The organism is Mesorhizobium wenxiniae, from assembly GCF_002284535.1.
GTDB classification, from domain to species: Bacteria; Pseudomonadota; Alphaproteobacteria; order Rhizobiales; family Rhizobiaceae; genus Mesorhizobium; species Mesorhizobium wenxiniae.
Map to the genome: position 1 here is coordinate 261,092 of NZ_NPKH01000020.1, position 24,477 is coordinate 285,568.

At 63.3% G+C, this 24,477-nt stretch carries 13 protein-coding genes and 2 pseudogenes; 4 read left to right on the forward strand and 11 right to left on the reverse strand.

The window, feature by feature from the left end; all coding sequences use genetic code 11:
* The first annotated feature begins 172 nt into the window (after positions 1-172).
* Positions 173-640: a hypothetical protein gene (locus CIT31_RS11545; protein WP_133116136.1), complete on the forward strand. Its 468-nt coding sequence runs from the start codon at positions 173-175 to the stop codon at positions 638-640.
* Between the two features lie 19 nt (positions 641-659).
* On the opposite strand, the pseudogene CIT31_RS35040 reads toward CIT31_RS11545, so the two are convergent.
* Positions 660-749, reverse strand: a pseudogene (locus CIT31_RS35040) (gamma-glutamylcyclotransferase); the annotation flags it as partial.
* A gap of 173 nt (positions 750-922) precedes the next feature.
* Here CIT31_RS35040 and CIT31_RS11555 point away from each other — a divergent pair.
* Positions 923-1,699, forward strand: coding sequence for a VOC family protein (locus CIT31_RS11555; RefSeq protein WP_095518699.1), 777 nt, complete (start codon positions 923-925; stop codon positions 1,697-1,699).
* 90 nt (positions 1,700-1,789) lie between these two features.
* Here CIT31_RS11555 and CIT31_RS11560 read toward each other — a convergent pair whose 3' ends face one another.
* Both CIT31_RS11560 and CIT31_RS35045 read right to left on the reverse strand, forming a co-directional pair.
* Positions 1,790-2,278, reverse strand: a complete 489-nt coding sequence (locus CIT31_RS11560) for a hypothetical protein (protein WP_240992767.1) — start codon at positions 2,276-2,278, stop codon at positions 1,790-1,792.
* 102 nt (positions 2,279-2,380) lie between these two features.
* Positions 2,381-2,599, reverse strand: coding sequence for a hypothetical protein (locus tag CIT31_RS35045; protein WP_245316306.1), 219 nt, complete (start codon positions 2,597-2,599; stop codon positions 2,381-2,383).
* Here CIT31_RS35045 and CIT31_RS11565 point away from each other — a divergent pair.
* Positions 2,534-2,865 (forward strand): annotated as a pseudogene (locus CIT31_RS11565) (DoxX family protein). The gene CIT31_RS35045 and the pseudogene CIT31_RS11565 sit on opposite strands and share 66 nt — an antisense overlap.
* Positions 2,866-2,884: 19 nt before the next feature.
* Here CIT31_RS11565 and CIT31_RS11570 read toward each other — a convergent pair.
* Positions 2,885-5,326 carry a GcvT family protein gene (locus tag CIT31_RS11570; protein WP_095518700.1) on the reverse strand — a complete coding sequence of 814 codons (2,442 nt, stop codon included), beginning with the start codon at positions 5,324-5,326 and terminating at the stop codon, positions 2,885-2,887.
* A 118-nt stretch (positions 5,327-5,444) separates the two neighbouring features.
* Positions 5,445-6,983 carry a trimethylamine methyltransferase family protein gene (locus CIT31_RS11575; protein ID WP_165778414.1) on the reverse strand — a complete coding sequence of 513 codons (1,539 nt, stop codon included), beginning with the start codon at positions 6,981-6,983 and terminating at the stop codon, positions 5,445-5,447.
* Positions 6,984-7,201: 218 nt separating this feature from the next.
* Here CIT31_RS11575 and CIT31_RS11580 point away from each other — a divergent pair, with 218 nt between their 5' ends.
* A complete protein-coding gene (locus CIT31_RS11580) occupies positions 7,202-7,792 on the forward strand; it encodes a transglycosylase SLT domain-containing protein (RefSeq protein WP_095518702.1) in 591 nt (196 codons plus the stop codon).
* 13 nt (positions 7,793-7,805) lie between these two features.
* On the opposite strand, the gene CIT31_RS11585 is transcribed toward CIT31_RS11580, so the two are convergent.
* The 6 genes from CIT31_RS11585 to CIT31_RS11610 all read right to left on the reverse strand — a co-directional run bounded on the left by CIT31_RS11585 (position 7,806) and on the right by CIT31_RS11610 (position 24,388).
* Positions 7,806-10,010 carry a dipeptide ABC transporter ATP-binding protein gene (locus CIT31_RS11585; RefSeq protein ID WP_095518703.1) on the reverse strand — a complete coding sequence of 735 codons (2,205 nt, stop codon included), beginning with the start codon at positions 10,008-10,010 and terminating at the stop codon, positions 7,806-7,808.
* 52 nt (positions 10,011-10,062) lie between these two features.
* Positions 10,063-11,220 (reverse strand): ABC transporter permease, encoded by a 1,158-nt coding sequence (locus CIT31_RS11590; RefSeq protein WP_095518704.1) that lies wholly within the window; start codon positions 11,218-11,220, stop codon positions 10,063-10,065.
* Between the two features lie 12 nt (positions 11,221-11,232).
* Complete coding sequence (locus CIT31_RS11595) at positions 11,233-12,267, reverse strand: ABC transporter permease (protein WP_029351580.1); 1,035 nt, start codon at positions 12,265-12,267, stop codon at positions 11,233-11,235.
* A 226-nt stretch (positions 12,268-12,493) separates the two neighbouring features.
* Positions 12,494-14,146, reverse strand: a complete 1,653-nt coding sequence (locus CIT31_RS11600) for an ABC transporter substrate-binding protein (protein WP_095519331.1) — start codon at positions 14,144-14,146, stop codon at positions 12,494-12,496.
* 397 nt (positions 14,147-14,543) lie between these two features.
* A complete protein-coding gene (locus CIT31_RS11605; protein WP_245316172.1) occupies positions 14,544-22,460 on the reverse strand; it encodes a translocation/assembly module TamB domain-containing protein in 7,917 nt (2,638 codons plus the stop codon).
* Positions 22,460-24,388 carry an autotransporter assembly complex protein TamA gene (locus CIT31_RS11610; RefSeq protein ID WP_095518705.1) on the reverse strand — a complete coding sequence of 643 codons (1,929 nt, stop codon included), beginning with the start codon at positions 24,386-24,388 and terminating at the stop codon, positions 22,460-22,462. The genes CIT31_RS11605 and CIT31_RS11610 overlap by 1 nt, the downstream gene beginning before the upstream one ends.
* Between the last annotated feature and the right edge of the window lie 89 nt (positions 24,389-24,477).

The window sequence follows — 24,477 nt, forward strand, 5'->3', positions numbered from 1 at the left end:
GTTTTGTTTTTTTATCAATTGGTCAATTTTCGACGCAAGCCGCTGAAAGGGCTGAATAAAACATGATACAATCCCTCATGTTTGAGCGTTACTGTCGTGTCGTCGACCGCTTCGATGGAGGCGGCGCGCTGCATCGCCTCGTAGGTCGCAACAACCTGTTCGAACCGCTCGCGTGGTGATAGGCGTTGAGCATTTAGAACACACAAAGGTCGCGTTGAAGGGTGGCGAAATGGGGGAACCAATCTTAGAAACGGCAGTCAAATGGGCGCCCGTAGCCGAGCTTCCTCCGGTCGCCTGCCAAACATGGCGGCTGCGCACCGATGACGACTTTGAGCTCGAATTAGAGGGTGATTTTTTGGTGGGCACCGCGACGAGGACGCTGGCGCTAAAGTTCTGCGGAGTGTTTGCAGTGGCCGCTCACGAGGACATGGGCGGCAAGTCGATGACCTCGGCCACACATCTCCCGACAATCGGGACGGGCGCACAAGCTGAGTATATATACCCGCTGATGAAGGTCGAGAATTCCCGTTGGCTGGCCTCAATGCCGGTACCAATTAGAGACTTCTCGCACTACCTCGTCGTCAGCCTAACGTGCACGGTAGAGGTGATTGCAGAGTGTGCTGTCGCCTCCTGGCGGTAAGCTAAGCCGCGCACCAAGTCAGTTGCGTCCAGCTTCCATCGGGACCGGGATCGGCCTCCTCCCGATGGCATAGCGCGACAAGCTCTGAAGTGAGCGACATCCGGCGCATGGACCAACACCCCTCGTTGACCAAAGGAAAGGCGAAAACCGCGAAGTACGCAAGACTTGAACGGCGGTGCCTTGCCTCGGTCGATTCTTGACCCAGGTGTCGGATTCACGTCGCGAAGATCGTCCTAGGATGGATCGCACACGATCAACGACAGAAACGCAAGGAGCACGACGATGCCAGAAACCCCCATGCCCTTCTTCTGGTACGAGCTAATGACCACCGATCTCGACGCTGCCGAGGCCTTCTACACGAATGTGGTCGGCTGGAAAGCGCAGGTTTTCGACGGGGCGCCAGGCATGCCTCGTTACATGGTCATGAATGTCGGCGAGCGCGGCGTTGCCGGGCTGATGGCGCAGCCAGAAGAAGTGCGCAAGACGGGCATGCCGCCGGCCTGGGTCGGCTACATCCATACCAGGGATGTCGACGCTGCGACGAAGTCGTTGAAGGCGGCGGGCGGCACTGTTCACCGCGAACCCGACGACATCCCCGGTGTCGGTCGTTTTGCCGTCGTCGCCGATCCGCAAGGCGCGGTGTTCAATTTCCTGCAGCCCGACGGTCCGGACCTACCTGCCCTGCCGGCCACCACTCCTGGCAGTATCGGCTGGCATGAGCTCTATACATCAGACTGGAAGGCGGCCCTCGATTTCTACTCCGACCAGTTCGGCTGGGAAACGGGCGATGCCATGGATATGGGGCCGATGGGCATCTACCAGCTCTTTACCGCCGGCGGCGAACCTATTGGCGGCATGATGAACAAGCCCGAGCAGATCCCCGTGCCGGTCTGGCAGTTCTATTTCAATGTACCTAGCATCGACGCGGCGGCCAAGCGCGTGACCGACAATGGCGGTCAAATCCTGGTGGGCCCGATGGAGGTTCCGGGTGGAAGCTGGATCGTAATGTGCACGGACCCGCAAGGCGCCCATTTCGCGCTAACGGCGCCGGTGCGGTAACAACGTCGGCAGCAGTGGCCGATCTCCCCCAATTGGGGGAGATGTCCGGCAGGACAAGGAGGAGCCCTGTCCTTCCGGCCCCTTCGAGAATTACTCCGGCGTCAGCACTGCGACCTTGAGGGTTTCTTTTTTCGCGCCGCTGAACTGCACGGTGGCCGGACCGGCGGCCAGCTTGAAGCGCACGCTCTTGCGAATCCCCGGACAGGTCTTCATACGACTGAAAGCCGCCGACTTCACGGCTCTGCCGTCCTGAACGACATCGACCCAGGCCTCATCAGACAGGCTGATCTGGAGCTCTCCCTCAGGGGGCACGGCCACGCTTGCCGTCGCGCCGAATGTACCGGCTGCCGGCGCGCGTTCCGGCGGAACTGTGAAGCTGATCGTGTCGACCGGCGCCAACGCCACATCTGCAGCCTCGCCGACCGAAAGGTCAGCCCCGGACTGCGCGGCGGGCGCTGCCGCAAACAGGGCCTGCTCGCGCGTCACCGGCCATTTGAAAGCAGCACAGCTGGCGTCGTCGGCTATGGCGACGCTCGTGCCTGCAAGGATTGCGAATAGGCTGACGACGACTTTTTTCATGGCAAAGGTAACCCGCATGGTTTCGAGCTACACATCAATACAACCGCAGAGATATAAACGCAACCATAGAGAGAAAAAATATATGAGGTAAACCGTTTCCAATCACCGATTGTTGATGGCAGGCCATGGCAAGTGAGTGGTCCATTGCCCTGGCCATAATTTATGGCCGATCCCGAGGGGTGAATGGAGCTTTTGATGAAGGTTTTTGACGGTCTCGCCAGATACCAGCCGCAGGCTCTGGCGGCATTGCGCATCATGACGGCGCTGCAGTTTATGGAGCACGGCACCCAGAAACTGTTCAATTTCCCGGTCAGCGATCATGCCGGCACCCTGAGCGGCCTATCGCTCACCGCGGGCGTCCTCGAATTCGTCGGCGGCATCCTGCTGGTTTGGGGCTGTTCACCAAGCCGGTCGCGTTCCTTCTCAGCGGCCAGATGGCGATCGCCTATTTCATGGCCCATATGCCGCGTGACTTCTTCCCGGTCAACAATGGCGGCGATGCGGCGATCTCCTTCTGCTTCATCTTCCTCTATCTTGTGTTCGCCGGTCCCGGCGCCTTGGCGCTGGACAACCGCCGCAGCGCTTGAGCCGCCACCAGCGGCGCCTTTACCCCCGCATCCGCTCGAGATTGGCGTCGAACAGCGGTGTCGGCTGCACGCGCGCGGGAAAGCGCTTGCCCAACAGCTCGATCTGGAAACCGTCGGCCTCGTCGGCGATTTCCTTCGGGACATAGCCCATGGCCACAGACGTCTCCGAATGGTGCGCGTAGCCGCCTGACGTGACCCAGCCGCGCACGGCGCCGTCGAACCAGATCGGCTCGTCACCGATGACGTCGGCGTCTGCCGCATCGACGACAAAGGCACGCAGCCGCAGCTTGCCGCCTTGCTGGCGCTCGGCCACTGCAGCCTCCTTGCCGATGAAATCGGCCTCCTTGCCATAGGCGACGAAACGGTCGAGGCCGGCTTCGAGCGGCCCGTAGATCGGCCGGTATTCGCGCGCCCACGAGCCGTAGTTCTTCTCAAGCCGCAGCGCGTTGAGCGCGCGTGAGCCGAACAGGCCGATGCCGAATTCTTCGCCCGCCGCCATCAAGGTCTGGTACGCGGCACGCTGATACTCCGGTGCCACCCAGATCTCGTAGCCGAGATCGCCGGTGTAGCTGACGCGGCCGACCAGGCACGGCGCCATGCCGACATCCATCTTGGCCGTAGCCATGAACGGAAACGCCGCATTCGACACATCCGCCCGCGTAACTCTGGCCAACACGTCCCGCGCCTTGGGTCCTGCGATCGACAGGCCCGTCAGCTTCGCCCCCAGCGCCTCGATACGGACCGAGCCATCTTGCGGCAGATGCGCCTCGAACCAGCGCATGTGATACTCCTCGGCAATGCCGGAGCCGGCGAGGAACCAGTCCTCCCCGTTGGAATTGGGACTGCCGAGATTGGCCAGCGAAAAGTCGCCGATCAGCCTGCCGTCTTCCTTCAGCATCGGCGCCAGCGTCATGCGGCCGGGTTTTGGCAGCTTGCAGGCAAGCAGGCGGTCGAGCCAGCCCGCCGCGCCCTCGCCCGTCACCCTGTATTTGGCGAATGACGAGATTTCCGACAAGCCGACACGTGTCCGCACCGTCTTCACCTCTTTTGCGACATGCTGGAAATCGCTCGAGCGCCGCCACGAGAACTCGTCCTTGACGCCCTCGGGCGCATACCACAGCGGCACTTCCAGCCCATAGGCAACGCCCCATTGCGCGCCCTTGGCCGACAAAAGGTCATAGACCGGCGTGGTCTTGAGCGGCCGCCCGGCAGGCAGCTCCTCATTGGGGAAGCGGATGGAAAAACGCCGCGAATAATTCTCACGCACCTTGGCGTTGGTGTAGGCCATCGTCGCCCAGTCGCCATAGCGCGAGACATCCATCGCCCAGATGTCGGCGCCGGGATCGCCCTCGATCATCCAGTTCGCCAGCGCCAGGCCGACGCCGCCGCCCTGTGAGAACCCCGCCATGACGCCGCAGGCGACCCAGAAACCCGGCAGGCCGCGCACCGGTCCGACCAGCGGGTTGCCGTCCGGCGCGAAGGTGAAGGGACCGTTGATGATCTGTTTGATGCCGGTGTTCTGGAAGGCCGGGAAATGCCTGAAGCCGACTTCCAGCGACGGCGCGATGCGGTCGATGTCGGGCTCCAGCAGTTCGTGGCCGAAATTCCACGGCGTGGAAAATTCGGACCATGGCTTATTGGCCTTCTCATAGGTACCCATCAGCATGCCGCCGCGCTCCTGGCGCAGATAGAGCTCGCCGTCGAAATCGACCGCGTGGATGATCTCCGTGCCGGTCTTCTGGTTCCAGGCGGCGACTTCCGGCATGTCCTCGGTGATCAGGTACATGTGCTCCATGGCCAGCACCGGCAGTTCCAGCCCGATCATGCGGCCGACCTCGCGCGCCCATAGACCGCCGGCGTTGACGACATGCTCGGCCACCACCTCGCCCTTGTTGGTGATGACGCGCCACAGCCCGTCGGGGCGGCGCACGATGCTCTCGACCTTGGTGAAGCGCTCAACCTCGGCGCCAAGTTTTCTCGCGGCCTTGGCATAGGCATGGGTGACGCCCGATGGATCGAGATGACCGTCCTCCTTGTTGCGGACGGCGCCGACGAACTGCTTCGGATCGAGCAGCGGCATCAGTTCGGCCGCCTCATCAGGCGAAATCTCCTCGAGGTCGATGCCGAGATAGCGTCCCTTGGCGACGACGCCGCGCAGCCAGTCGAGCCGCGCCTCGGTCGCCGCCAAAAGCACGCCGCCGGTCAGATGCACGCCGGTCGCCTGGCCGGACAGCTCCTCGATCTCCTTATAGAGCGAGATCGTGTATTTCTGCAGCTTGGCGACGTTGGGATCGCCATTGATCGTATGCATGCCGCCGGCCGCATGCCAGGTCGAGCCGGAGGTCAGCTCGTCACGCTCCAGAAGCAAAATGTCGGTCCAGCCGTGACGGGCGAGATGGAACAGCACGGAACAGCCGACGACGCCTCCGCCAATGACCACGACCTTTGCATGCGATTTCATGGATTTTCTCTTTTATTTCAGTGGGTTGGACGGGTGACGTGAATCGGGACGGAAGGAGCTAAATCACCCCCTCTGGCCGGCAGGCCAGAGGGGGTTCTCGAGGACGCAGGACACAACATCACGGCTCGCCCTGCCCGATCGCTTCCTTGCGCTTTGCCACATACGCCTCCAGCGCCTCGCGCACGGAAATATCCATCGCCGGCTCGACATGATCTTGCAGCGCTTTCTTCCACAGCCGCGTCGCCCGCGCGGTGGCGTCGAGCCCGCCGGCCTCCTGCCAGGCCTCGTAATTCTGCCAATTGGAGAGTATCGGCTGATAGAAGGCGGTGGCGTAGCGCTCCAGCGTGTGCGGCTCGCCGAAGAAATGGCCGCCGGTCGGCACCGCCCCCAATGCCTCGACGGCGAGTTCGGCCTCGTTGACTTCGATCGGGCGCAAAAACTCCATCATGTGCTGGATCATCTCGACGTCGATGATGAACTTTTCGAACGACGCGGTCAGCCCGCCCTCCTGCCAGCCGGCGGCGTGGTAGACGAGATTGCCGTGGCCGAGCACCGCGCCCCACAGCGCCATCAGCGTCTCATAGGCGCCTTGCGCGTCGGCGGCGTTGGAGGCCGAGCCCGGCGTCGTCCGGTAGGGCAGTCCATAGCGCCGCGCCAGCTGCCCGGAGGCGATGTTGGCCTTGGTGTTCTCCGGCGTGCCGAACGCCGGTGCACCGGACTTCATGTCGACATTGGAGGTGAAGGCGCCATACATGACCGGGGCGCCAGGGCGGACAAGCTGCGTCAAGAGCACGCCGAACAGCGCCTCGGCGTTCTGTTGGGCGAGCGCGCCGGCAAGCGTCACCGGGCTCATCGCCCCCATCAGCGTGAACGGCGTCACCGCGACCGATTGGCCGAACTCGGCCATGGTCATCAGCCCTTCGGCCATCATCTCGTCGAAGCGGCGCGGCGAGTTGACCGAAATGATGGTGGTGATGCCGGGATCGTCGCACATCTCATCAAGCGTCAATCCGCGCGCGATTGCCATCATTTCGACGCCGTCCAGCGCCCTGCCGCGGCCGATCGCCGAGACGTGAAAACTTTTGTCGGTCAGCGTCAGATTGGCAAAATAGGTGTCGAGGTGGCGGGAATTGGCCGGCAGTTCCACCGGGGCGCAGACCTGGTTGCCGAGCATGTGGATGCAGTTGAAATGCTGCGCCAGCCGGGTGAGATCGCAATAGTCGCGCAGGTTTCCGGCGCGGCGGCCGCGTTCCATGTCATGCACATTGGGCGGCCCGGCGACCAGTGTGAAATTGATGGTGTTGCCGCCGAGATGAACGGTACGGCCGGGGTTGCGCGGCGTCAGCGTATAGCTCGACCGCGTCGTCCGCAGTGCCTCATCGACCATACCGCGGTCGATGCGGACGGTCATCGACGCTTGATCGACCTTGGCCCCGGCATTCTCGAACAGCGAAAGCGCCCGCCGGCTCATCACCTCGATGCCGAAATTCTCTAGTATGTGCATCGAGGCCTGGTGGATAGCCTCGATCTGGTCGGCCGAGAGCATCGCCATTGGCGGATAGGGATTTGTCACGCGGCGCAACGGCAGTTGCGGAATGGCCGCGAGTCCCCGGTTGCTGGTTCGCTCGGCGCCGCGCTTGCGTCTCGGTTCGTTCATGCGGGGCATCAAAGCGCCGGCACGAGGATCGGGCTGTCAGAAATCCGCCACCCGCGGGCGTGATTTTAGCCAAGGCGGCATATCGGGAATTTCACGCCGACAAAAGCGACATAAAACGTCGGAATATCTATCCTCGCTCTGCCGCGACCAAAGCGGCCGATGGGCCGTTAAGGAACGCAGCAAGATTCCTTTTATGTTTTCGGCCTAATCCTCTTCCAATGGGCAAGTCGAGTTTTAGTAAAATTATAGCTGCTACCGTGTTGCTGGCGCTGTCGGCCTGCGCGACGCCGCCACGCCATATCAACGATGTCTGCGCCGTGTTCGACCAGAATGACGGTTGGTTCGACAACTGGCAGGCGGCGGCCGAACGCGCCGAACAGAAGCACGGCGTGCCAGTTCCCGTGCTGATGGCGACGGTGCGGAAGGAATCTGGTTTCAAGAGCAACGCCAGGCCGCCGCGCACCAAGCTTCTCGGCTTCATTCCCTGGAAACGTCTCTCCAGCGCCACCGGCTTCTCGCAGGCGCTCGACGGCACCTGGGCGCAGTATCAAAGCGAGACCGGCAGCTGGGCGGCGCGCCGCACCAGCTTTGCCGATGCCGTCGATTTCGTCGGCTGGTATCATTCCAAGACATCAGACACGCTCGGCGTCGCCCGCAACGACACCTACAACCTCTATCTGGCCTATTATCTCGGCTGGACGGCCTATGGCCGCGGGAATCGCGGCGATGCCGGCGTGCAGCGCTATGCGCGAGCCACCGAGAAGATGGCTCGGGATTATGCCGCGCAGCTACGCCAATGCGCGCGTTGATGAAGCGAAGGATCTAGCCATCCGTCAGCTTCGGCCTTTTGCCGCGCGGACGTTTGGGCGGAGCGCCGGCAAAGCCAGGACCGATGCCTTGCGGCGCGTCGTCCGGCAACCCCTCATGGGCGGCATGCTCCTTGTCGAATTTGATCACCGGCTCCATTTTCGCCAGCACGTCGTCGGCAAGCCAGCACAGGCTCATATGACCGTCGCCGAGATTCTTCACCGGCGGCACCTGCGTCTCGCAAAGATTGTCCGGCACCAGCTTCTTGTAGCCGCAGCGCGTCTGGAACGGACAGCCGGTTGGCGGGTTCATCGCCGATGGGATGTCGCCCTCCAGCACGATGTGCTTCTTGATCACGCTGGTATCGGCGATCGGGATCGCCGAGAGCAGCGCCTCGGTATAGGGGTGATAGGGCGGCGAAAAGATCTGGTCGGTCGTGCCCTGCTCGACGATATAGCCGAGATACATGACGACTACACGATCGGCGATGTAGCGCACCACCGACAGGTCGTGGCTGATGAACAGCATCGTCGTCTTGTTCTTGCGCTGGATGTCCATCAGGAGCTCAGTCACCGCCGCCTGCACCGACACGTCGAGCGCCGAGACCGGCTCGTCGGCCACCACCACCTTGGCGTCGCCGGCAAAGGCCCGCGCCACGCCAATGCGCTGTTTCTGGCCGCCGGAAAGCTGGCGCGGCTTGCGGGTCTCGAATGCTCGCGGCAGCTTCACCAGGTCGAGAAGCTCCAGCATGCGCTGACGGCGATCGGCGACCGTGTTGCCGACATTGAACTTTTCCAGCGTGCGGATGATCTGCGAACCGACCGTATGGCTGGGATTGAGCGTGTCGAACGGATTCTGGAACACCATCTGGATCGACGACACCGTCTCGACACTGCGCTTCTCGACGCCGGTCGACTGGATCTGTTGGTTGCCGAGCGTCACGCTGCCCGAGCTTGCCGTCTCCAGCCCGAGCAGCACCTTGGCCAGCGTCGACTTCCCACAACCGGACTCGCCGACAATGGCGACGGTCTCGGATTCGCGCGCCATGAAGGAGATCGTCTCGTTGGCCTTGACGACGCGGCCTTCGCTTGAGCCGAACACTTCGCTGCCGCCGACCTTGTAGTACTTTTTGAGGTCCTCGATCTTGAGCACCGGCGCGCCGGGCTCGACGCGCTCGTTGACCTTCTTGGCGCCGGGCGGCAGCGCCTCCCAGTCGATCTCGTTGAAGCGCACGCAGCGCGAAAAATGGCCTTCATGGCCGTCGACCGCGATCATCGGGATTTCGGCGGCGTTGCAGACGCCCTCGACGAAATGGTGGCAGCGGGGGCCGAAATTGCAGCCCTTCGGCCGCTCGTGCGGCAGCGGCAATTGCCCCGGGATGGAGATCAGAGGCCGCGAATTCTTGTCGGCGCCGGGCAGCGGGATCGAGCGGAACAGGCCTTGGGTGTAGGGATGGCGCATCCGGTCGAAGACGTCCTTGATCTTGCCGGTCTCCACCGCTTCGCCCGAATACATCACTGTGATGCGGTCGCAGGTTTCCAGGATCAGGCCGAGATTATGCGACACGAAGATCATCGAGGTGCCGAACTTCTCGCCAAGCCCCTTGACCAGGTCGACGATGCCGGCTTCCACCGTCACGTCGAGCGCCGTCGTCGGCTCGTCGAGCAGGAGCAGCGCCGGCTTCGACAGCAGCGCCATGGCGATGACGATACGCTGTTGCTGGCCGCCGGAAAGCTGGTGCGGAAAGGAGCGCATCATGCGCTCTGGATCGGGCAGCCTGACCGCGCGCACCATTTCCAGCGCGCGTCTATAAGCCTCTTCCTTCGACACCCTGTCGTGGATCAGCGGCACTTCCATCAGTTGCTGGCCGACCTTCATCGCCGGGTTCAAGCTGGCCATCGGCTCCTGGTAGATCATCGCGATCTTGTTGCCGCGGATGGCGCGCAGTTCCTCGTCGGACAGCTCGCCCATGTCCTTGCCCTGGAACTTTATCCGGCCGCCGACAATCTTTCCGATGTTGGAGAGGTCGCGCATGATGCCGAGCGACACGGTCGACTTGCCGCAGCCGGATTCGCCGACGATGCCCATCGCTTCGCCAGGCATGACCGTGCAGGAGAAGTCCATAACGGCCGGTATTTCACCCTTGCGGGTGAAGAAGGAGATCGACAGGTTCTCGATCTCGATGATCGGCTCGGCGGGATTTCGAACTGCCTCATTCATGGGTCGCTCCAATCCTTGTTCTTTCAAGCATATCGGGTCGAGAACCCGTCCATCAATCTTTCATCGATTGTTCACGCAGCGAGTCGGCCAAGAGATTAAGGCCCAGCACGAACGACATCAGCGCGATCGTCGGCGGCAGCGCCGGATGGATGAAGGAGCGCAGCAGCCGGCTGGCGTCCTTGATCGCGGTGCCCCAGTCCGGGCTCTCAGGCGCCAGCCCCAGGCCGAAATAGCCGAGCGTGCCGAGCAGGATCGTGGTGTAGCCGATACGCAGGCAGGCATCGACGATCAGCGGCCCGCGTGCATTGGGAAGGATCTCCCACAGCATGATGTACCAGGGCGATTCACCGCGCGTCTGCGCCGCCGCCACATAGTCGCGCGTCTTGATGTCCATGACAAGGCCGCGCACGATGCGGAACACGCCAGGGCTGGAGGCGAACACCACCGCCACGAAGATGTTGAGCTGGTTGGGATCGATATGGATGATCCTGAACGGGTCGGCATCGAAGACCAAGCCGGAATAGACCCAGCCGCCAATGATCAGCGTCAGCCCCAGGAGGATGTAAAGGCGGTCGGGCCGCTTCTTGTAGCGCGTCCAGAACAGCACGCTGAAGAAGATGATCGGGAACAGAAAGAACAGCCCGGCCATCGCATAGGGAATCGGTGTCTCCATGATGCCCGGTGTCACCAAGAGGTAGAACAGAAGGATCACCGGGAAGGCCAGCACGAGATTGGCGAGGAAGGACAGCACCGTATCGATCCTGCCGCCATAATAGCCGGCCGGCAGGCCAAGCGTGATACCGACCATCAGCGCGAAACCGGTCGCCGCCGGCGCGATGATCAGCACGATCTGACTGCCATAGACCATGCGGCTGAATACGTCGCGGGCAAGCTTGTCGCCGCCGAACAGATAGACAAGTCCCGATTGCGGCTCGACCGCGCCCGGCAGCGCATCCTTCATGATCGGGATCTGGACAAGCGGATTGAAGGGCGAGATGGTCGACGCGAAGATCGCCGTGAACAGCCAGAACAGGCAGATGCCGACGCCGACGATGCCGACGCTGCTGTCGAACAGCTGACCGTAGAGGCCAAGCCTCTTCTTGTAGACGAAGCTCGCCCCCATCACCAGGACGAGAGCGATCCAGACCGGCCAGAAACGCGCAAGCACGCCAAGCACCACATCGAAGGCGCCGATATATTCAAGCTGCATCCGCCCGATCCCCTATTGAACTCTGATACGCGGATTGAGAAACGCGTAACCGACGTCGGAAATGAGCTGCGTGATCAGGACGATGAACACCGAGACCAGGGAGCAGCCAAGCAAAAGATCGATGTCGTTGTTGCCGGCCGCCTCGACCAGCGTGTAGCCAAACCCCTGGTAGCGGAACATCACCTCGACGATGACGACGCCGGTGAGCAGCCAGGGAAATTGCAGCATGATGACTGTGAACGGCGCGATTAGCGCGTTGCGCAGCGCATGCTTGACCACGACGCTGCCGAAGGAGAGGCCCTTCAACCGCGCGGTGCGGATATATTGCTGCGTCATCACCTCGACCATCGAGGCGCGGGTCATGCGGGCGATGTAGCCGATGCCGTAGATCGCCAGCGTCATCACAGGCAAAGTGAAATTGTAGAAGGTGATGCCCCGGCTGGCCGAAGCCGCCGAACCGTTCAGCAGGCCGAGCCATGAGGCGAAAATGACGGTGAAAATGACGCCCGAGACATATTCGGGCGTCGCCGTCGAGGCGATCGAGGCGACGGACAACGTTCGATCGGTTCGCGAGCCTTCCCGCATGCCGGCGAGGATGCCGATCAGAAGCGAGATCGGCACCATCACCACAAGCACCCAGAACATCAGGATACCGGTGGCGCCGAGCGCCGGGAAAAGCTTCGACGCGACCGTCGTTTTGAACTTGGTCGAGCAGCCGAAATCACCCTGCAACACGCCGGAGAACGTCGGCTCGACAGGATCGTTGCAGAAGGAAAAACGTCGCGCGGGTTTGCCCGTTGCCGGGTCTGTGACCGGCTGTTTGGGCACGATACCCAGCCATTGGCCATAGCGGGAGAAGAAATTCTGGCGATAGCCATGGTTGACCAGCCAGCTTTCGAGCTGCTCGGCCGAGGTGTGCATTTCGGTCTGGCTGATCGCCAGTTTTTTCAGATTGGGGTCGAGATTGATCAGGAAGAAGACGACCAACGTCAGGCACAACATCGTCAATGCCATGGTGCCGAGGCGTCGAAGGATGAAAGAAAGCATGGCGGTCCCCCTGCCGGTCTGGTTGGGGTTGAGGCCGGCTTGGCGCCACTTCAGCCGCTATCGGCAGAGTTGGCTGTCAAACGGACCCTCAGAATGCGATCAACCCTGTCTTATTGCACGCCCCTATCCGAAGAGTCCGCGCCTTTCTTGCTGCGCCTACTTCGGTTCTGGAATCATGCATGGCGTGGGTGGAAGGGGCGAACCGCCCCTTCCACGATCGACCCGATCAGGCCTCGTCGAGCCAGACCTTGCCATAGTCGCGCTCGAAGGTCGGGTGCATGGCGTAGTTCTTAACGGCAGCCACCGAGTGACTGTAGAGCTTGCGCCAGTAGGGCTGGATGATGATGCCGGAATCCTGCAGGATCTGCTCGATGTCCTTCATCATCTCCTTGCGCTTGGCGGCGTCGGCGACCGAAAGCGCGGCGTTGAGCTTGGCATCCCATTCGGGATTCGACCAGGCGGTTTCGTTCCAGGCTTCTCCGGTGCGGTAGCCGATCGCCAGAACCTGGACGCCGAGCGGCCGCATGTTCCAGTTGGTCATCGACAGCGGATACTTCGTCCAGTCGTTCCAGAACGTCGAACCCGGCAGCACCGTGCGCTTCACCTTGATGCCGGCGTCGCGCATCTGCGCGGCGATCGCATCGCCGGTATTCTTGTGCCAGTCTTCGTCGACCGTGATCAGCTCGTGCTCGAAATCGGCCTGACCGGCTTCCTCCATCAGCGCCTTCGCCTTGGCCGGATCGCGGGCAATCTTCGGCAGCTCGTAATATTCCGGATGGATCGGGCTGACATGGTGGTTTTCGGCGACAGTACCGGCATTGGCCATGCCAAGCTGCAGCACGACGGCGTTGTCGACTGCGAGCTGCAGCGCGTTGCGGACCTTCTGATCGTCATAAGGCTTGTTGGCCACATTGGTGCGGCAGACGATGGTCGCTGCGGTGACCACCTCGTACTTGACCAGGTCGACACCGTCGAGGATCGACACATAGTCGGCCGACGTCTCGAAATTGGTATGGACCTCTCCCGATTCGAAGGCGCTGACCGTAGCCGCGGGATCGGTGCCGTAGTCGATGAACTCGATGCCGTCGAGAAAGACCTCGCCGTCCCACCACTTGTTGTCTTCGCGGCGCTTGTAGACGACTTTCTGGCCGACATCGTAGGAGACGAGCTCGAACGGGCCGGTGCCGATCGGGCAGGCTTTGAAATCGCCGCCCTTTTCGTCGAAGGTCTTGTGGACGATGAGGCCGGGATAGTCGCACACGTTGGGAATGAGCGCGATATCAGGCGTGCTGAGCTTTAGCTTGACCGTGTGTTCGTCGACCTTGGTGACTGCGCTCTCATCCAGCTTGTCGTCCTTGACCAGCGAGCCGAGACGACCGGGCATGGAATTGCCTTCGGCTTTCTTGTCGGCCCAACGCTTGAAGTTGAAGATGACGTCATCCGCGGTGAACGGATCGCCGTTGTTCCAGGTGACGCCCTTGCGCACATGCAGCGTGTATTCGGTGGCGTCGTCGTTGACGTCCCAACTCTCGAGCAGGTAGGGGCGGAACGTGAATTCGTTTGTGTACTTGACCAACGGCTCGAGTGCCTGGCGCTCGGCATTGGCGATTTCCGACCAGTCGGCCTTGCGCGGATCCTTCGGATCCTTGATCCACATGGCGACCTTCAATATGCCGCCCTTCTTGCCCTGTACGTCCTGCGCTCTTGCCGGCGTCGGGTCGGCGAGGCCGAGCATTCCATAGGCCATCGCCGTGGACGCGCCGAAGACGCTGGCCAGAGCCAGAAACTCGCGGCGATCGACACGCCCGGCCCTGGCTTCTTCGGCCATTGCATGGATGTGATCCGGAACGCGATCGCCATTACTCTTGTAGATTGTCATCACGAAACTCCCATTGTTGGCTTTCTGCCTTTTACCATTCCGCATCCGGGCCATGATGTCAAAAACGGCACGGGTTGGGAACATGTCAAGGAATGTGCAACTTTGGAAGGGAAGCAGTTCGCGTGATAACGACAGTCTTGGCGCAAAATTGCTATTGCCCGGCAGATTTCGTTCGAATCTCCGGGATCGATCAAACTGAGACATTCACGACAGCGCCGCGCGTCCTCTGGGCGCGCAAAGGACGCTGTAGCACTTTGATTTTGCGCATAATCCCTAACCGAAAGTCGGTTCCGATTTCCGGCGTCATGCGAAGCCTGCACCGCGCCAGCCGATCCCGGACAGGGTCCCAAAACGGCGACAATTGTGGGATTGCCAGACCCTCTCGCGTCGGCCGGCTTCAGTACTCGCGCTCGTAGAAAACGCCGCCCTTGGCTTCGCCGGCGTCTGTGGCCTCGCCGCGCAATTTGACGCCGCGCCCGACGTCGAGATCGATCGCCGCCTTGCCCGAACCCGGCTTGTCGCCCTTCTGGATGGTCACATAGGTGCGGTCGTTGAGATATTTGCCCGCCGACACCGCGGTGCCGCCTTCCTCGTCGGTGATGACGTCGAGATCGTCGACGCCGATCGCGCTGCGCAGGTTCTGGAGCAGCGAGGTCGAGCCACCGACACCGGCCAGCTGCGCGGCGGCTTCGGCAAGCTGGGCGATCTGCAGCGGCGACAGGTTAGACATCGAGCGGCCGAAAATCAGTTGCGCCAGGACCTCGTCTTCCGGCAGCGCCGGCACCGACGAGAAGTTGAATTTCGGATTGGTCGCCTCGCCCGATACCACGATGGTGACGGTGGCGCTGCTCGTCGTCGACGTCGCCGTGAGGTTGAGATAAGGCACCAGCGAGCCGGAAAAGCCGACCGTGCCTTCGGTGAAGGTCAGCCGCTTGGCGAGGATCGTCAGCCGCCCGCGCTGCAAGGTGAAGGTGCCAACGGCCTGCGGCGACGATGCCGGGCCGGTCAGCCGCAGCGAACCGCCAAGCTCGGCATCGACACCCCTGCCCTGGATGAAGATCTGGCTCGGCGCGTTGACCGTGACATCGAGGTTGAGGCCGCCGCCACCGCTGCTGCCGCTCGCCGTCGCCGGGCGCAACGCCTTGTCCTGCGCGCGCACGGCTGCCGGTGCGTTCTTGTGCTTGACGTCGAGCGCCGCCAGCGAGCCCGGCAGCTTTTCGGGAACGGTGATGACGGTCTTGGCCAGGTTGATCGTACCCGAGATCACCGGCGCCGACGCGAGCGGCCCCTTGATGGTCAGGTCGCCACTGAGGTTGGCGGTGACCACCCTGCCGTCGGTGTAGCGGCCGTCGACGAGCTTGACCGACAGATCGGCTGGAAAACCTTGCGCCGGATTGATGCCGACCGTGCCGCTGGCCGACAGGCTGCCGCGCGTCGACAAATTGCCGGTCAGGCGGTTGATCCTGGCGACGCCACCGCCGATCACCACATCGGCGGTGATATCGTTGATCGCAAGTCCCGAGCGTGCATCGATCAGGCGGGCACCTGACGTGCGGACCGTGCCTGTGATCACCGGCGACGTCGCCGGGCCGCGCACCTTCAAATTGACGTCGGCCGTGCCGCTCAAAGACAGGCCTTGAGCGGCAAGTGTCCGGGTGAGGAAAGCGAACGGCACCTTGCCGGCAAAGTCGAGATCAAGGGTGGGCGTGCCTGATGTCGTCATCGTGCCGCCGCCCTTGAGACCGAGACCGGCGGCATCGCTCATGCTGGCGTCGAAGGTCAGCCTGTTGCCAGAATATGTTCCGGAGGACGAAACGCCCATGCCGCCGAAACCGGCACCGCGGGTCTGCGACGTCTGGACGCCTGCGGCGTCGATCTTGAAGGCGACGGCCGGATTGGCCGGCGCGCCCGTCACCTTCACCGTGCCCGATATCGAGCCGGCGGCATCGAGGCCCGGCGAGAAACTGTTGGCCAGCGACATCGGCACCCGCGCCAGCGTCGCGTTGAGATTGAGCGCCTCCCCGACCTTGCCCGAAACCGTCGCCGTGCCGCCGCCGAGGTTGAGTGCGAGCTTGTCCAGGCTGGTCGTGCCGTTGGCGATGGTGATGGTCGAGGCCTGAGCGATCGCCGCTTTGATGCCGCGCATGGTCGCCTGGCCGGAGGTGAGCTCGACGGTCGTCGTGCCGTTGGCGACCCTGACGCGGCCGGCGGCCCTGGCCGGAATGTCCTTGATGTCGGCGCCGCCGGAAAAGCCTGTCCAGTCGCCGTCACGCTTGAGATCGACATCGATGCCGCGAATGACGGTGCCGCCGGAGGTGACGCTGTCGGCGCGGATCTTTCCGGAGATCACCGGTGCGGCGAGATAGTTGGCGATCGATGCATCGATAGTGACCGTCCTTGCCGAAACATCGCCGCGTGAAATCGAAGCCGTCGAAGCCTTGATCGTGACCTCAGGCGCATTGCCGGTCTTCGAGAAGGCGATCGTGCCACGCACGTCGCCTTCCGCCTTTTCCAGCGCAAGGGCTGCGAGCGGTCCGATATCAGGCAGGTCGAGCGCCACGGTGCCATCAGGCACGAACGCCTCGTCAAGTGCCAGGTCGCCTGATACCCGGTTCTTGCCGAGTGACAGCAAAAGCCCGTTGATAGCGCGCTTGCCGTCGGACGTCGCCAGCACGGCACGGCCTTGCAGGGGCTGGCCCGCAACATTTCCGGTCAGTTGGACATTGGCCGCCGGGTTGGCGGCATCGGCCTTGCCGGTAGCGGTGAGTCTCAACCCAGTGATCTCGCGTTCGGCCACCGAGAGCCGGTCGCTGTTGACGGTCAGCGACAGGTCAGGCGCGGTGCCGGCGCCTTGCGCGTTCAGCGCGAAAGCGATGGCGCCCTTGGCATCCCCGGACAGAAGCGAGATGTCGGTCAGCGCGCCCTTGATGTCGACGGCGAGTTGGTTGTCGGCAAGGCTGGCCTGCCCGTCGGCGGTCAGCGCGCCGGACACCAGTCTGATCGCGTTCGCGGTGACATTGCCATTGGCGTCACGCTTCAACGCGGCACTGAGTTCTGTCCGCTCCGCGAGCACACCGCGCGCTGCCGCCGGCAGCGCCGCGGAAGCCGCATCCGCCCTGAGGTTGAGATCGATGGCGCCGTCGGTCAGCGAGACCCTTCCGTCGAAGCCGGTGTTCAGCGCGTCGCCCGTCACCGACCCGCTGTCGATCACGATGGTGTCAGTCGCGAGGCTGCCGGCGACCTTGGCGGTGATCCTGCCGGCGATCAGCGGCGCGATGGTTGGATTGTCCAGGCCGATCTTGTCCGCCGTCACCGTGCCGGAAATCGGCCCTGTCCGGCTTTTCACGTCGAAGGCGTCCGAGTGCAATGCCAGGGTGAGCCCCTCGACCTTAGCTAGACTGGTGGCGGCCGAAGGCAGAACAGCGGAGATATCGAGCTTCGGCTGCGTGCCCTGCCCTGCAGCCATTACCGAAAGCGCCTGCAGCTCGAGCTTGATCGGGCTCTCGGTGCTGCCAAGCGCCAGCGGCAGGCTCGGGCCGGTCGAGGCCAGGTCGAGCGCAAAATCGCTGGCGCCGTTCGGGTTGATGGTGCCGGCGGCCTTGCCGGAAATTTTGTCACCGGCAAGCGTCGCATGGTCGAGGGCAATGCCACCGGCAGAGGAGTAGCTGCCTGCCGCATCGAAGGTGAGCGGCCCGAGCCCCGCTTGGCGGGTCTGGCTGGTCTCGGCGCCGCTGAGCTGCGCACTGAAACGAATGTCGGGGGCCGCCGACGGTCCCGTCACTTGCGCCGTTCCGCCGAGCGTGCCCGCGGCGTCGAGGCCGGGTGAAAAATCATTGGCAAGGGCGGCCGGCAGTGCGGAAAACTCCGCCGCGAGGTCGAGCGTCGGGCCGGCGGTGCCGGACACGGTCACCGATCCGCCGCCGACATCGAGCATCAGCTTCTCGATGCTGGCCGTGCCATTGGCGATGCTCAGGGTCGATGGCTGCGCGACCGCCGCCCTGATGCCGCGAATGGTCGCTTCGCCCGAAGCGATCTCGACACTTGTCGTGCCGTCGGCGATCTTCACCCTGCCTTCGGCCCTGGCCGGAATGTCCTTGACGGTGGCGCCGCCGGAAAAGCCTGTCCAGTCGCCGTCACGCTTGAGATCGACATCGATGCCGCGAATGACGGTGCCGCCGGAGGTGACGCTGTCGGCACGGATTTTTCCGGAGATCACCGGTGCGGCGAGATAGTTGGCGATCAGCGCATCGATGGTGACCGTCTTTGCCGAAAGATCGCCGCGCGAAATTGAATCTGTGGTCGCCTTGATGGCGACATCAGGCGCATTGCCGGTCTTCGAGAAGGCGATCGTGCCACGCACGTCGCCGTTAGCTTTTTCCAGCGCCAGGGCTGCGAGCGGACTGATATCGGGTAGATCCAGCGCCACCGTGCCGAGCGGCAGGAAGCTATCGTCGAGAGCAAGGTCGCCCGAAACTTTGTTGTCGCCCAGCGACAGGCTTAGTCCGTCTATGGACCGCTTTCCCTGCCGCGTTACCAGCGACGCCTTGAAATCGAGTGGCTCGTCATTGACGGATCCGGTTAGCGAGATATCGGCCGCCGGGCTGGCGATGTCGCCCTTCCCCGTCGCGGTGAGCTTTAGCCCGGTGACTTCTCGCGCCGCCATCGAAAGCCGGTCGCTGTAGACCGTCAGCGACAGGTCCGGCGCTGTACCGGCGCCCTGCGCTTTCAGCGCGAACGTTATGGCGCCCTTGGCATCCCCGGACAGAAGCGAGATGTCGGCCAGCGCGCCCTTGACGTCGGCGCTGACCTTGTTGTCGGCGAGGCTGGCCTGCCCGTCGGCGCTGAATGCACCTGATACCAGCCTGAGGGCGTTGGCGGTGACATTGCCGTTGGCGTCGCGCTTCAGTGCCGCGCTGAGCTGCGTCCGCTCGGCGAGCACGCCGCGCACTGCCGCCGGCAGTGCCGCGGAAGCCGCAACCGCCCTGAGGTTGAGATCGATGGCGCCATCGGCCAGGGAGACCCTTCCATTAAAGCCGCTGTCCAGTACCTCGCTCGTCACCGAGCCGCTGTCGATGACGATGGTATCGGTAGCGAGATCGCCGGCGACCTTGGCAGTGATCTTTCCGGCGAGCAGCGGCGCGATGGTCGGATTGTCCAGGCCGATCTTGTCCGCCGTCACCGTGCCGGAGATCGGCCCTGTCCGGCCCTTCAGATCGAAGGCGTCGGAATGGAGCGCAAGCGCGATGCCTTCGGCCTTGGCGAGGTTGGTGGCGACCGACGGCAGTGTCGCCGAGATATTCAGCGTCGATTGCATGCCCTGCCCCGCGACCTCCACCGACAGCGCCTGCAACTCGAGATTGATCGGGCTCTCGGTGCTGCCAAGCGCCAGCGGCAGGCTCGGGCCGGTCGAGGCGAGGTCGAGCGCAAAATCGCTGGCGCCGTTCGGATTGATGGTGCCGGCGGCCTTGCCGGAAATTTTGTCACCGGCAAGCATCGCGTGGTCGATGGCGACGCCGCCGGCGGAGGACAAGCTGCCTGCCGCATCGAGGTTGAGCGGCCCGAGCCCCGCCTGGCGGGTCTGGCTGGTCTCGGCGCCGCTGAGCTGCGCACTGAAACGAATGTCGGGGGCTGCCGACGGTCCCGTCACTTGCGCTGTTCCGCCGAGCGTGCCCGCGGCGTCGAGGCCGGGTGAAAAATCATTGGCAAGGCCGGCCGGCAGTGCGGAAAACTCCGCCGCGAGGTCGAGCGTCGGGCCGGCGGTGCCGGACACGGTCACCGATCCGCCGCCGACATCGAGCATCAGCTTCTCAATACTGGCCATGCCATTGGCGATGCTTAAGCTCGATGGCTGCGCGACCGCCGCCTTGATGCCGCGAATTGTCGCTTCGCCCGAGGCGATCTCGACGCTTGTCGTGCCGTCGGCGATTTTCACCCTACCTTCGGCTGTGGCCGGAATGCCGGCGACGGTGGCGCCGCCGGAAAAGCCTGTCCAGTCGCCGTCACGCTTCAAATCGACACCGATGCCGCTGATCACGGTGGTTCCCGACGTGACCGTATCGGCCTTGATCGTGCCGGAGATCGCCGGTGCCTTGAGATAGTTGGCGACCAGCGTGTTGACGGCGATGGTCTTCGCCGCCAGATCGCCGCGCGAAATAGACCCGCTCGTGGCATCGATCGCAACTGCCGGCACGCCACCATCATTCGAGAGGCGGATGCTGCCCTGCACGTCGCCGGCCGCCGTCTGCCCGGCAAGTGCGGCCAGCGGGCCGATATCGGGCGCTTCGAGTGTCAGTGTGCCGAGCGGCAGCAAGCTGTCGTCGAGCACGAGATCGCCCGAGACCTTGTTGTCGGCCAGCGACAGGCTAAGCCCGTTGAGGGAACGCGTTCCGTCACGCGTCACCAAAGATGCCCTGAGATCGAGCGGCTGGTCGTCGACGGACCCTGTCAGTGCGACATCGGCAGCGGGATTGACGATGTCGGCCTTGCCCGTCGCTGTCAGCTTGATCGTCTTGACCGTCCGGCCCGACGCGGTCAGGCTGTCGCTGTCGGCCGAGACCGAGAAATCCGGCGCCGTGCGCGCGCCGCTCGCCGTCAGCGCGAAATCGACGGCCCCGCCGACCGGTACGCCGACCATCGGCGACAGCACCGAAACATCGCCGAGCGTGCCCCTGATGTCGGCCTGGATGTCGGTGCCCGTCGCGCTGGCGGTGCCGCTGGCGCTGAGCGAGCCCGAAGTGAGTTGCAGCGCGTTGGCGGCAAACAAGCCTTGCGGGTCGCGGGTCGCGGTCGCCGAGAATGTCACACGCTCACCGAGAACCGGGCGAATCTGCGGCGGCAGCGCTGTCGAGACGGCATCGGCATTCATCTTGAGCGTCATCGCCAGATCGGCCAGGGTCACCCTGGACGTCACCGAAGCATTGAGCGCATCGCTGCGCAGCGTGCCTTGATCGACGACGATCTCGTCCTCGCTGACCGACCCGGCGAGATCAGCGGTGACCCTGCCGGTCACCAGCGGCGCCAGCGTCGCCACGTCGGTGTTCAGGCCGCCGGCGACAAGCTTGATAGTGACCGGTCCGCTGCGGTCCTGGATGTCGAAGCCGTCGGAATGGATTTCAGCCACCAGATCGTCCACCCGCGTGCCGCCCGCCACCACCGAGACCAGAGACGCGCCGATGTCGACTATCGGCGCCTTGCCGCCGCCGAACGCGCGGGCCGTAGCGCCGGTGATCGCAACGGTCACGGGCTGCGCCGCAGTGCCGAGGCTGAGTACGATCGGTGGGCCTTTGGCGGCGAGCTCCACCGAAAGGTCGCTGGCGCCATTGGGGTCGATGATGCCCGCGGCCGTGCCATGCACGGCATCGCTGTCGATGCTGGCGCGCTCGACTTCGACGCCGCCCGTCACGATCGCGGTTCCGGCAAGGTCGAAACTGGTCTTGCCGGCAAACAAGGATTTCAGATTGTCCGGCAAGAAGCGCTGGAAATCGCCGTCGCCCTTTGCCTCGACATAGTTGCCCTTGTCGGTGAGTTGGTGGCGACCGGTGAGCTGGGTGACGATCTGGCCGTCGACGACGAAGGTACCGATGCCGCTCCAGTTGGCGACCGGCCCCGTGCCGGTGACGACGACGTTGATCGGCGGCGCATCCGGCAATTTGAGCAGATTGGCGATGATGCCGCCGGCCGGCTCGGATGCCTTCAGATCGAGATCGAGCTTGTTGTCGGCGGGCGCAAAATGGATGTTGGCGTCGACCTTGCCTTGCTTGCCGTCGTGGCGGGTGATGTTGAGGCTGGTTTCTAGCGCCAATGGCGCCGCGTCGGCCTTGAACGAACCCTTGGCCGCGAGCTCTGCAATACCGCTGCCGGCCAGGGCCTGCCCGAGCGCGATTTCTGGCAGGTCGATCTGCTTGATGTCGAGCGACACCGGCAGCGTGGGGGCGCCACCCTGGCTCGGCTGCGTGCCGGCCACCGGCAGCCGCGCCAGCTCGATGCGATCGGCGGCGATGCGGCCGGCGCTGAAGTTTTTCGACAGAAGCGCCAGCGGCGACCAGTCGACGGCCACCTTGCGCGCCACCAGCCAGGCGCCCTGGCGATCCGCCAGCACGACATGATCGACAGTCAGCGCGCCGGACCAGATGCCGTCGATGCCGCTGACCGTGACCTTGCGGTCATCGGTTGACGCCACGGTCGAGATGATGCCGGCGAGATTGTCGCGGCCGCGCTCGGTCTTGGTCAGCACGACGAGCGCACTGACCACCGCCGCCACTAGGATGAGCAGCGTGTAAAGAACAATGCGGAGGATGCGTTTGAACATTGTCATCAGAACGCCTGGCCGATGCCGGCATAGATGCCGAAATGCGGGTCATCGGGACCCCGGTTGAGCGGCACCGCCGCATCGATGCGCAGCGGTCCGAACGGCGTAATATAGCGCAGGCCGACGCCGGTGCCGACCTTCATGCCAGAAAAATCCGGGAATTGATTGGTCGAGACGGTGCCGACATCGACGAACGGCACGACGCCGATCGTGTCGGTGATGGCGATGCGCATCTCGACCGAGGTCTCGAAGAAGGATAACCCGCCGATCGGCTCTCCGTCGATGTCCTTGGGACCGATGCCTTGATAGGCATAACCGCGCACCGAGCCGCCGCCGCCGGAATAGAAGCGTCGGTCGGCCGGAACATCCTGAAGGCCGGCACCGATGATCGAGCCGATGGCGACACGTTCGGCCAAGACGAACTTCGAGGCCGCGTCGAGCGACTGATAGGCCGATCCTTCGCCCCTCAACTTGACGAAGGCCGCACCGTTCAAAATGTCGTAGCTCGGCTCGGCATAGGCCAGCGCCCTGAATCCCGTCGTCGGATTGAGCCGGCTGTCCCGGTTGTCGAAGACATATCGCAGCGGAATGCTGGCTATCAGATAGGTGTGCTTGCCGAAGGAATCGGTGATCTTCGAATAGTCGAGCGCGACTTCCGCGGAAACCGTCTGCTGCCTGTCGAGTTCATAAGACAGGCCGGTGTTGCCCTTGACCGAGAAATGGTCGTAGGCGTCGGGATGCTCTAACACGGTGTTGGCGCCGGCGAAGAATTTCGACGCCGGCCCGACCACGCCCGGTTTTTCGAACATGATGCCGGCATTGTAGTTGAGCTCGGTCAGCTCATTGCTGCCGATACCGCTGATTGCGCCCTCGATGCGCAGCTTTTCGGCACGGCCGAACAGGTTGCGGTGGCCCCAATAGCCTTCAAGGCCGAGCCCCTCGGTGTTGGAGAAGGTGCCGCCAAGGCCGAAATAGCGCGGCTTGCGCTCGCTCACTTCGACGCCGATCGGGATGTTGCCGTCGGCGTCGAGACTGTCGGCCTCCTTCAGCGTCACGCTGTTGAAGACTTCCAGCCCGAGCAGGCGGTCGCGCGCCTCGTCGATCTCTTCCGGCGAATATTGGCGGCCGCGCTTCAGGCCTGTCATATATTCGGTGAAATCGCGGTCGACCTTTTCGGTGCCCTCGACCGTGGTATCGCCGTAGCTGGCTACCGGCCCGGCCGCCACAGTCAGCGTCACGTCGAGCGTCGAGGTGGCGTGGTCGGCAATGATCTCGCGCTCCGTCACCTTGGCCAGCGGCCTGCCTTCCTCTTTGAGCGCCCGCACGATCGACGCCTCGGCCTTGAGCACGGCACCGGAACCGGCATCGCCGCCGGCGATCAGGCCGAAATCGGCCCCCGCCAGCCCCGCCGCATCGCCCGCCAGCCTGATGTCGCCAAGCGTGAATTTCGGCCCGGTCGCAATGTTGATCACCACCGGAATCGGCTGCGGACCCGAAAATTCGGCGTCGGGCAGCAAATCGTCGAGCGGCTTGCCTTCGATGGTGATGGTGACGACGCCCTCGTAACGGGCGTCCGCATAAAGTGCGGCGACAAGCTGATCGCGGTCGCCACGCGCCTTGGCCAGCAGGCCGAGCGAACCAGAGACTGGACGTTCTTCGTCGTCCTTCAGCGCCGAGGCGTTTTCGAGCTTCTCGGCGAGATCCTCGTCGGCGTCGGGCGCCTCGATGGTCACCGCATAGCGCAACGGATCGACGATGTCGGCATCTTCATCCTCCGACGATCCCCACAGCTTGATGCCGAAGATCTCAAAAGCGGCCGCATTTCCGCTCGCCGCAACCAGTGCAGTCGAACATAGCAAGGAGAAAAGCAAGGCGAGCGAAAACACGCGCCGTGGCGCGGTTCCTCGCGACATCTGCTTTTCATACGCCGACATTACAACTCTACCCTAGCGTCCAAAGCTAAAATTGGAATGAAGTTCTGAATTGCTCGTAAAGGGGCCACAATCCAATTGTCTGAAATGGA

Bases quoted from the DNA above. Each gene is read 5' to 3' on its own strand.
- CIT31_RS11600 (WP_095519331.1), bottom strand. From the start codon at position 14,146: ATGACAATCTACAAGAGTAATGGCGATCGCGTTCCGGATCACATCCAT.
- CIT31_RS11575 (WP_165778414.1), bottom strand. From the start codon at position 6,983: ATGAACGAACCGAGACGCAAGCGCGGCGCCGAGCGAACCAGCAACCGG.
- CIT31_RS11605 (WP_245316172.1), bottom strand. From the start codon at position 22,460: ATGACAATGTTCAAACGCATCCTCCGCATTGTTCTTTACACGCTGCTC.
- CIT31_RS11570 (WP_095518700.1), bottom strand. From the start codon at position 5,326: ATGAAATCGCATGCAAAGGTCGTGGTCATTGGCGGAGGCGTCGTCGGC.
- CIT31_RS11580 (WP_095518702.1), top strand. From the start codon at position 7,202: ATGGGCAAGTCGAGTTTTAGTAAAATTATAGCTGCTACCGTGTTGCTG.
- CIT31_RS35045 (WP_245316306.1), bottom strand. From the start codon at position 2,599: ATGATCGCTGACCGGGAAATTGAACAGTTTCTGGGTGCCGTGCTCCAT.
- CIT31_RS11560 (WP_240992767.1), bottom strand. From the start codon at position 2,278: ATGAAAAAAGTCGTCGTCAGCCTATTCGCAATCCTTGCAGGCACGAGC.
- CIT31_RS11585 (WP_095518703.1), bottom strand. From the start codon at position 10,010: ATGAATGAGGCAGTTCGAAATCCCGCCGAGCCGATCATCGAGATCGAG.
- CIT31_RS11590 (WP_095518704.1), bottom strand. From the start codon at position 11,220: ATGCAGCTTGAATATATCGGCGCCTTCGATGTGGTGCTTGGCGTGCTT.
- CIT31_RS11610 (WP_095518705.1), bottom strand. From the start codon at position 24,388: ATGTCGGCGTATGAAAAGCAGATGTCGCGAGGAACCGCGCCACGGCGC.
- CIT31_RS11595 (WP_029351580.1), bottom strand. From the start codon at position 12,267: ATGCTTTCTTTCATCCTTCGACGCCTCGGCACCATGGCATTGACGATG.
- CIT31_RS11555 (WP_095518699.1), top strand. From the start codon at position 923: ATGCCAGAAACCCCCATGCCCTTCTTCTGGTACGAGCTAATGACCACC.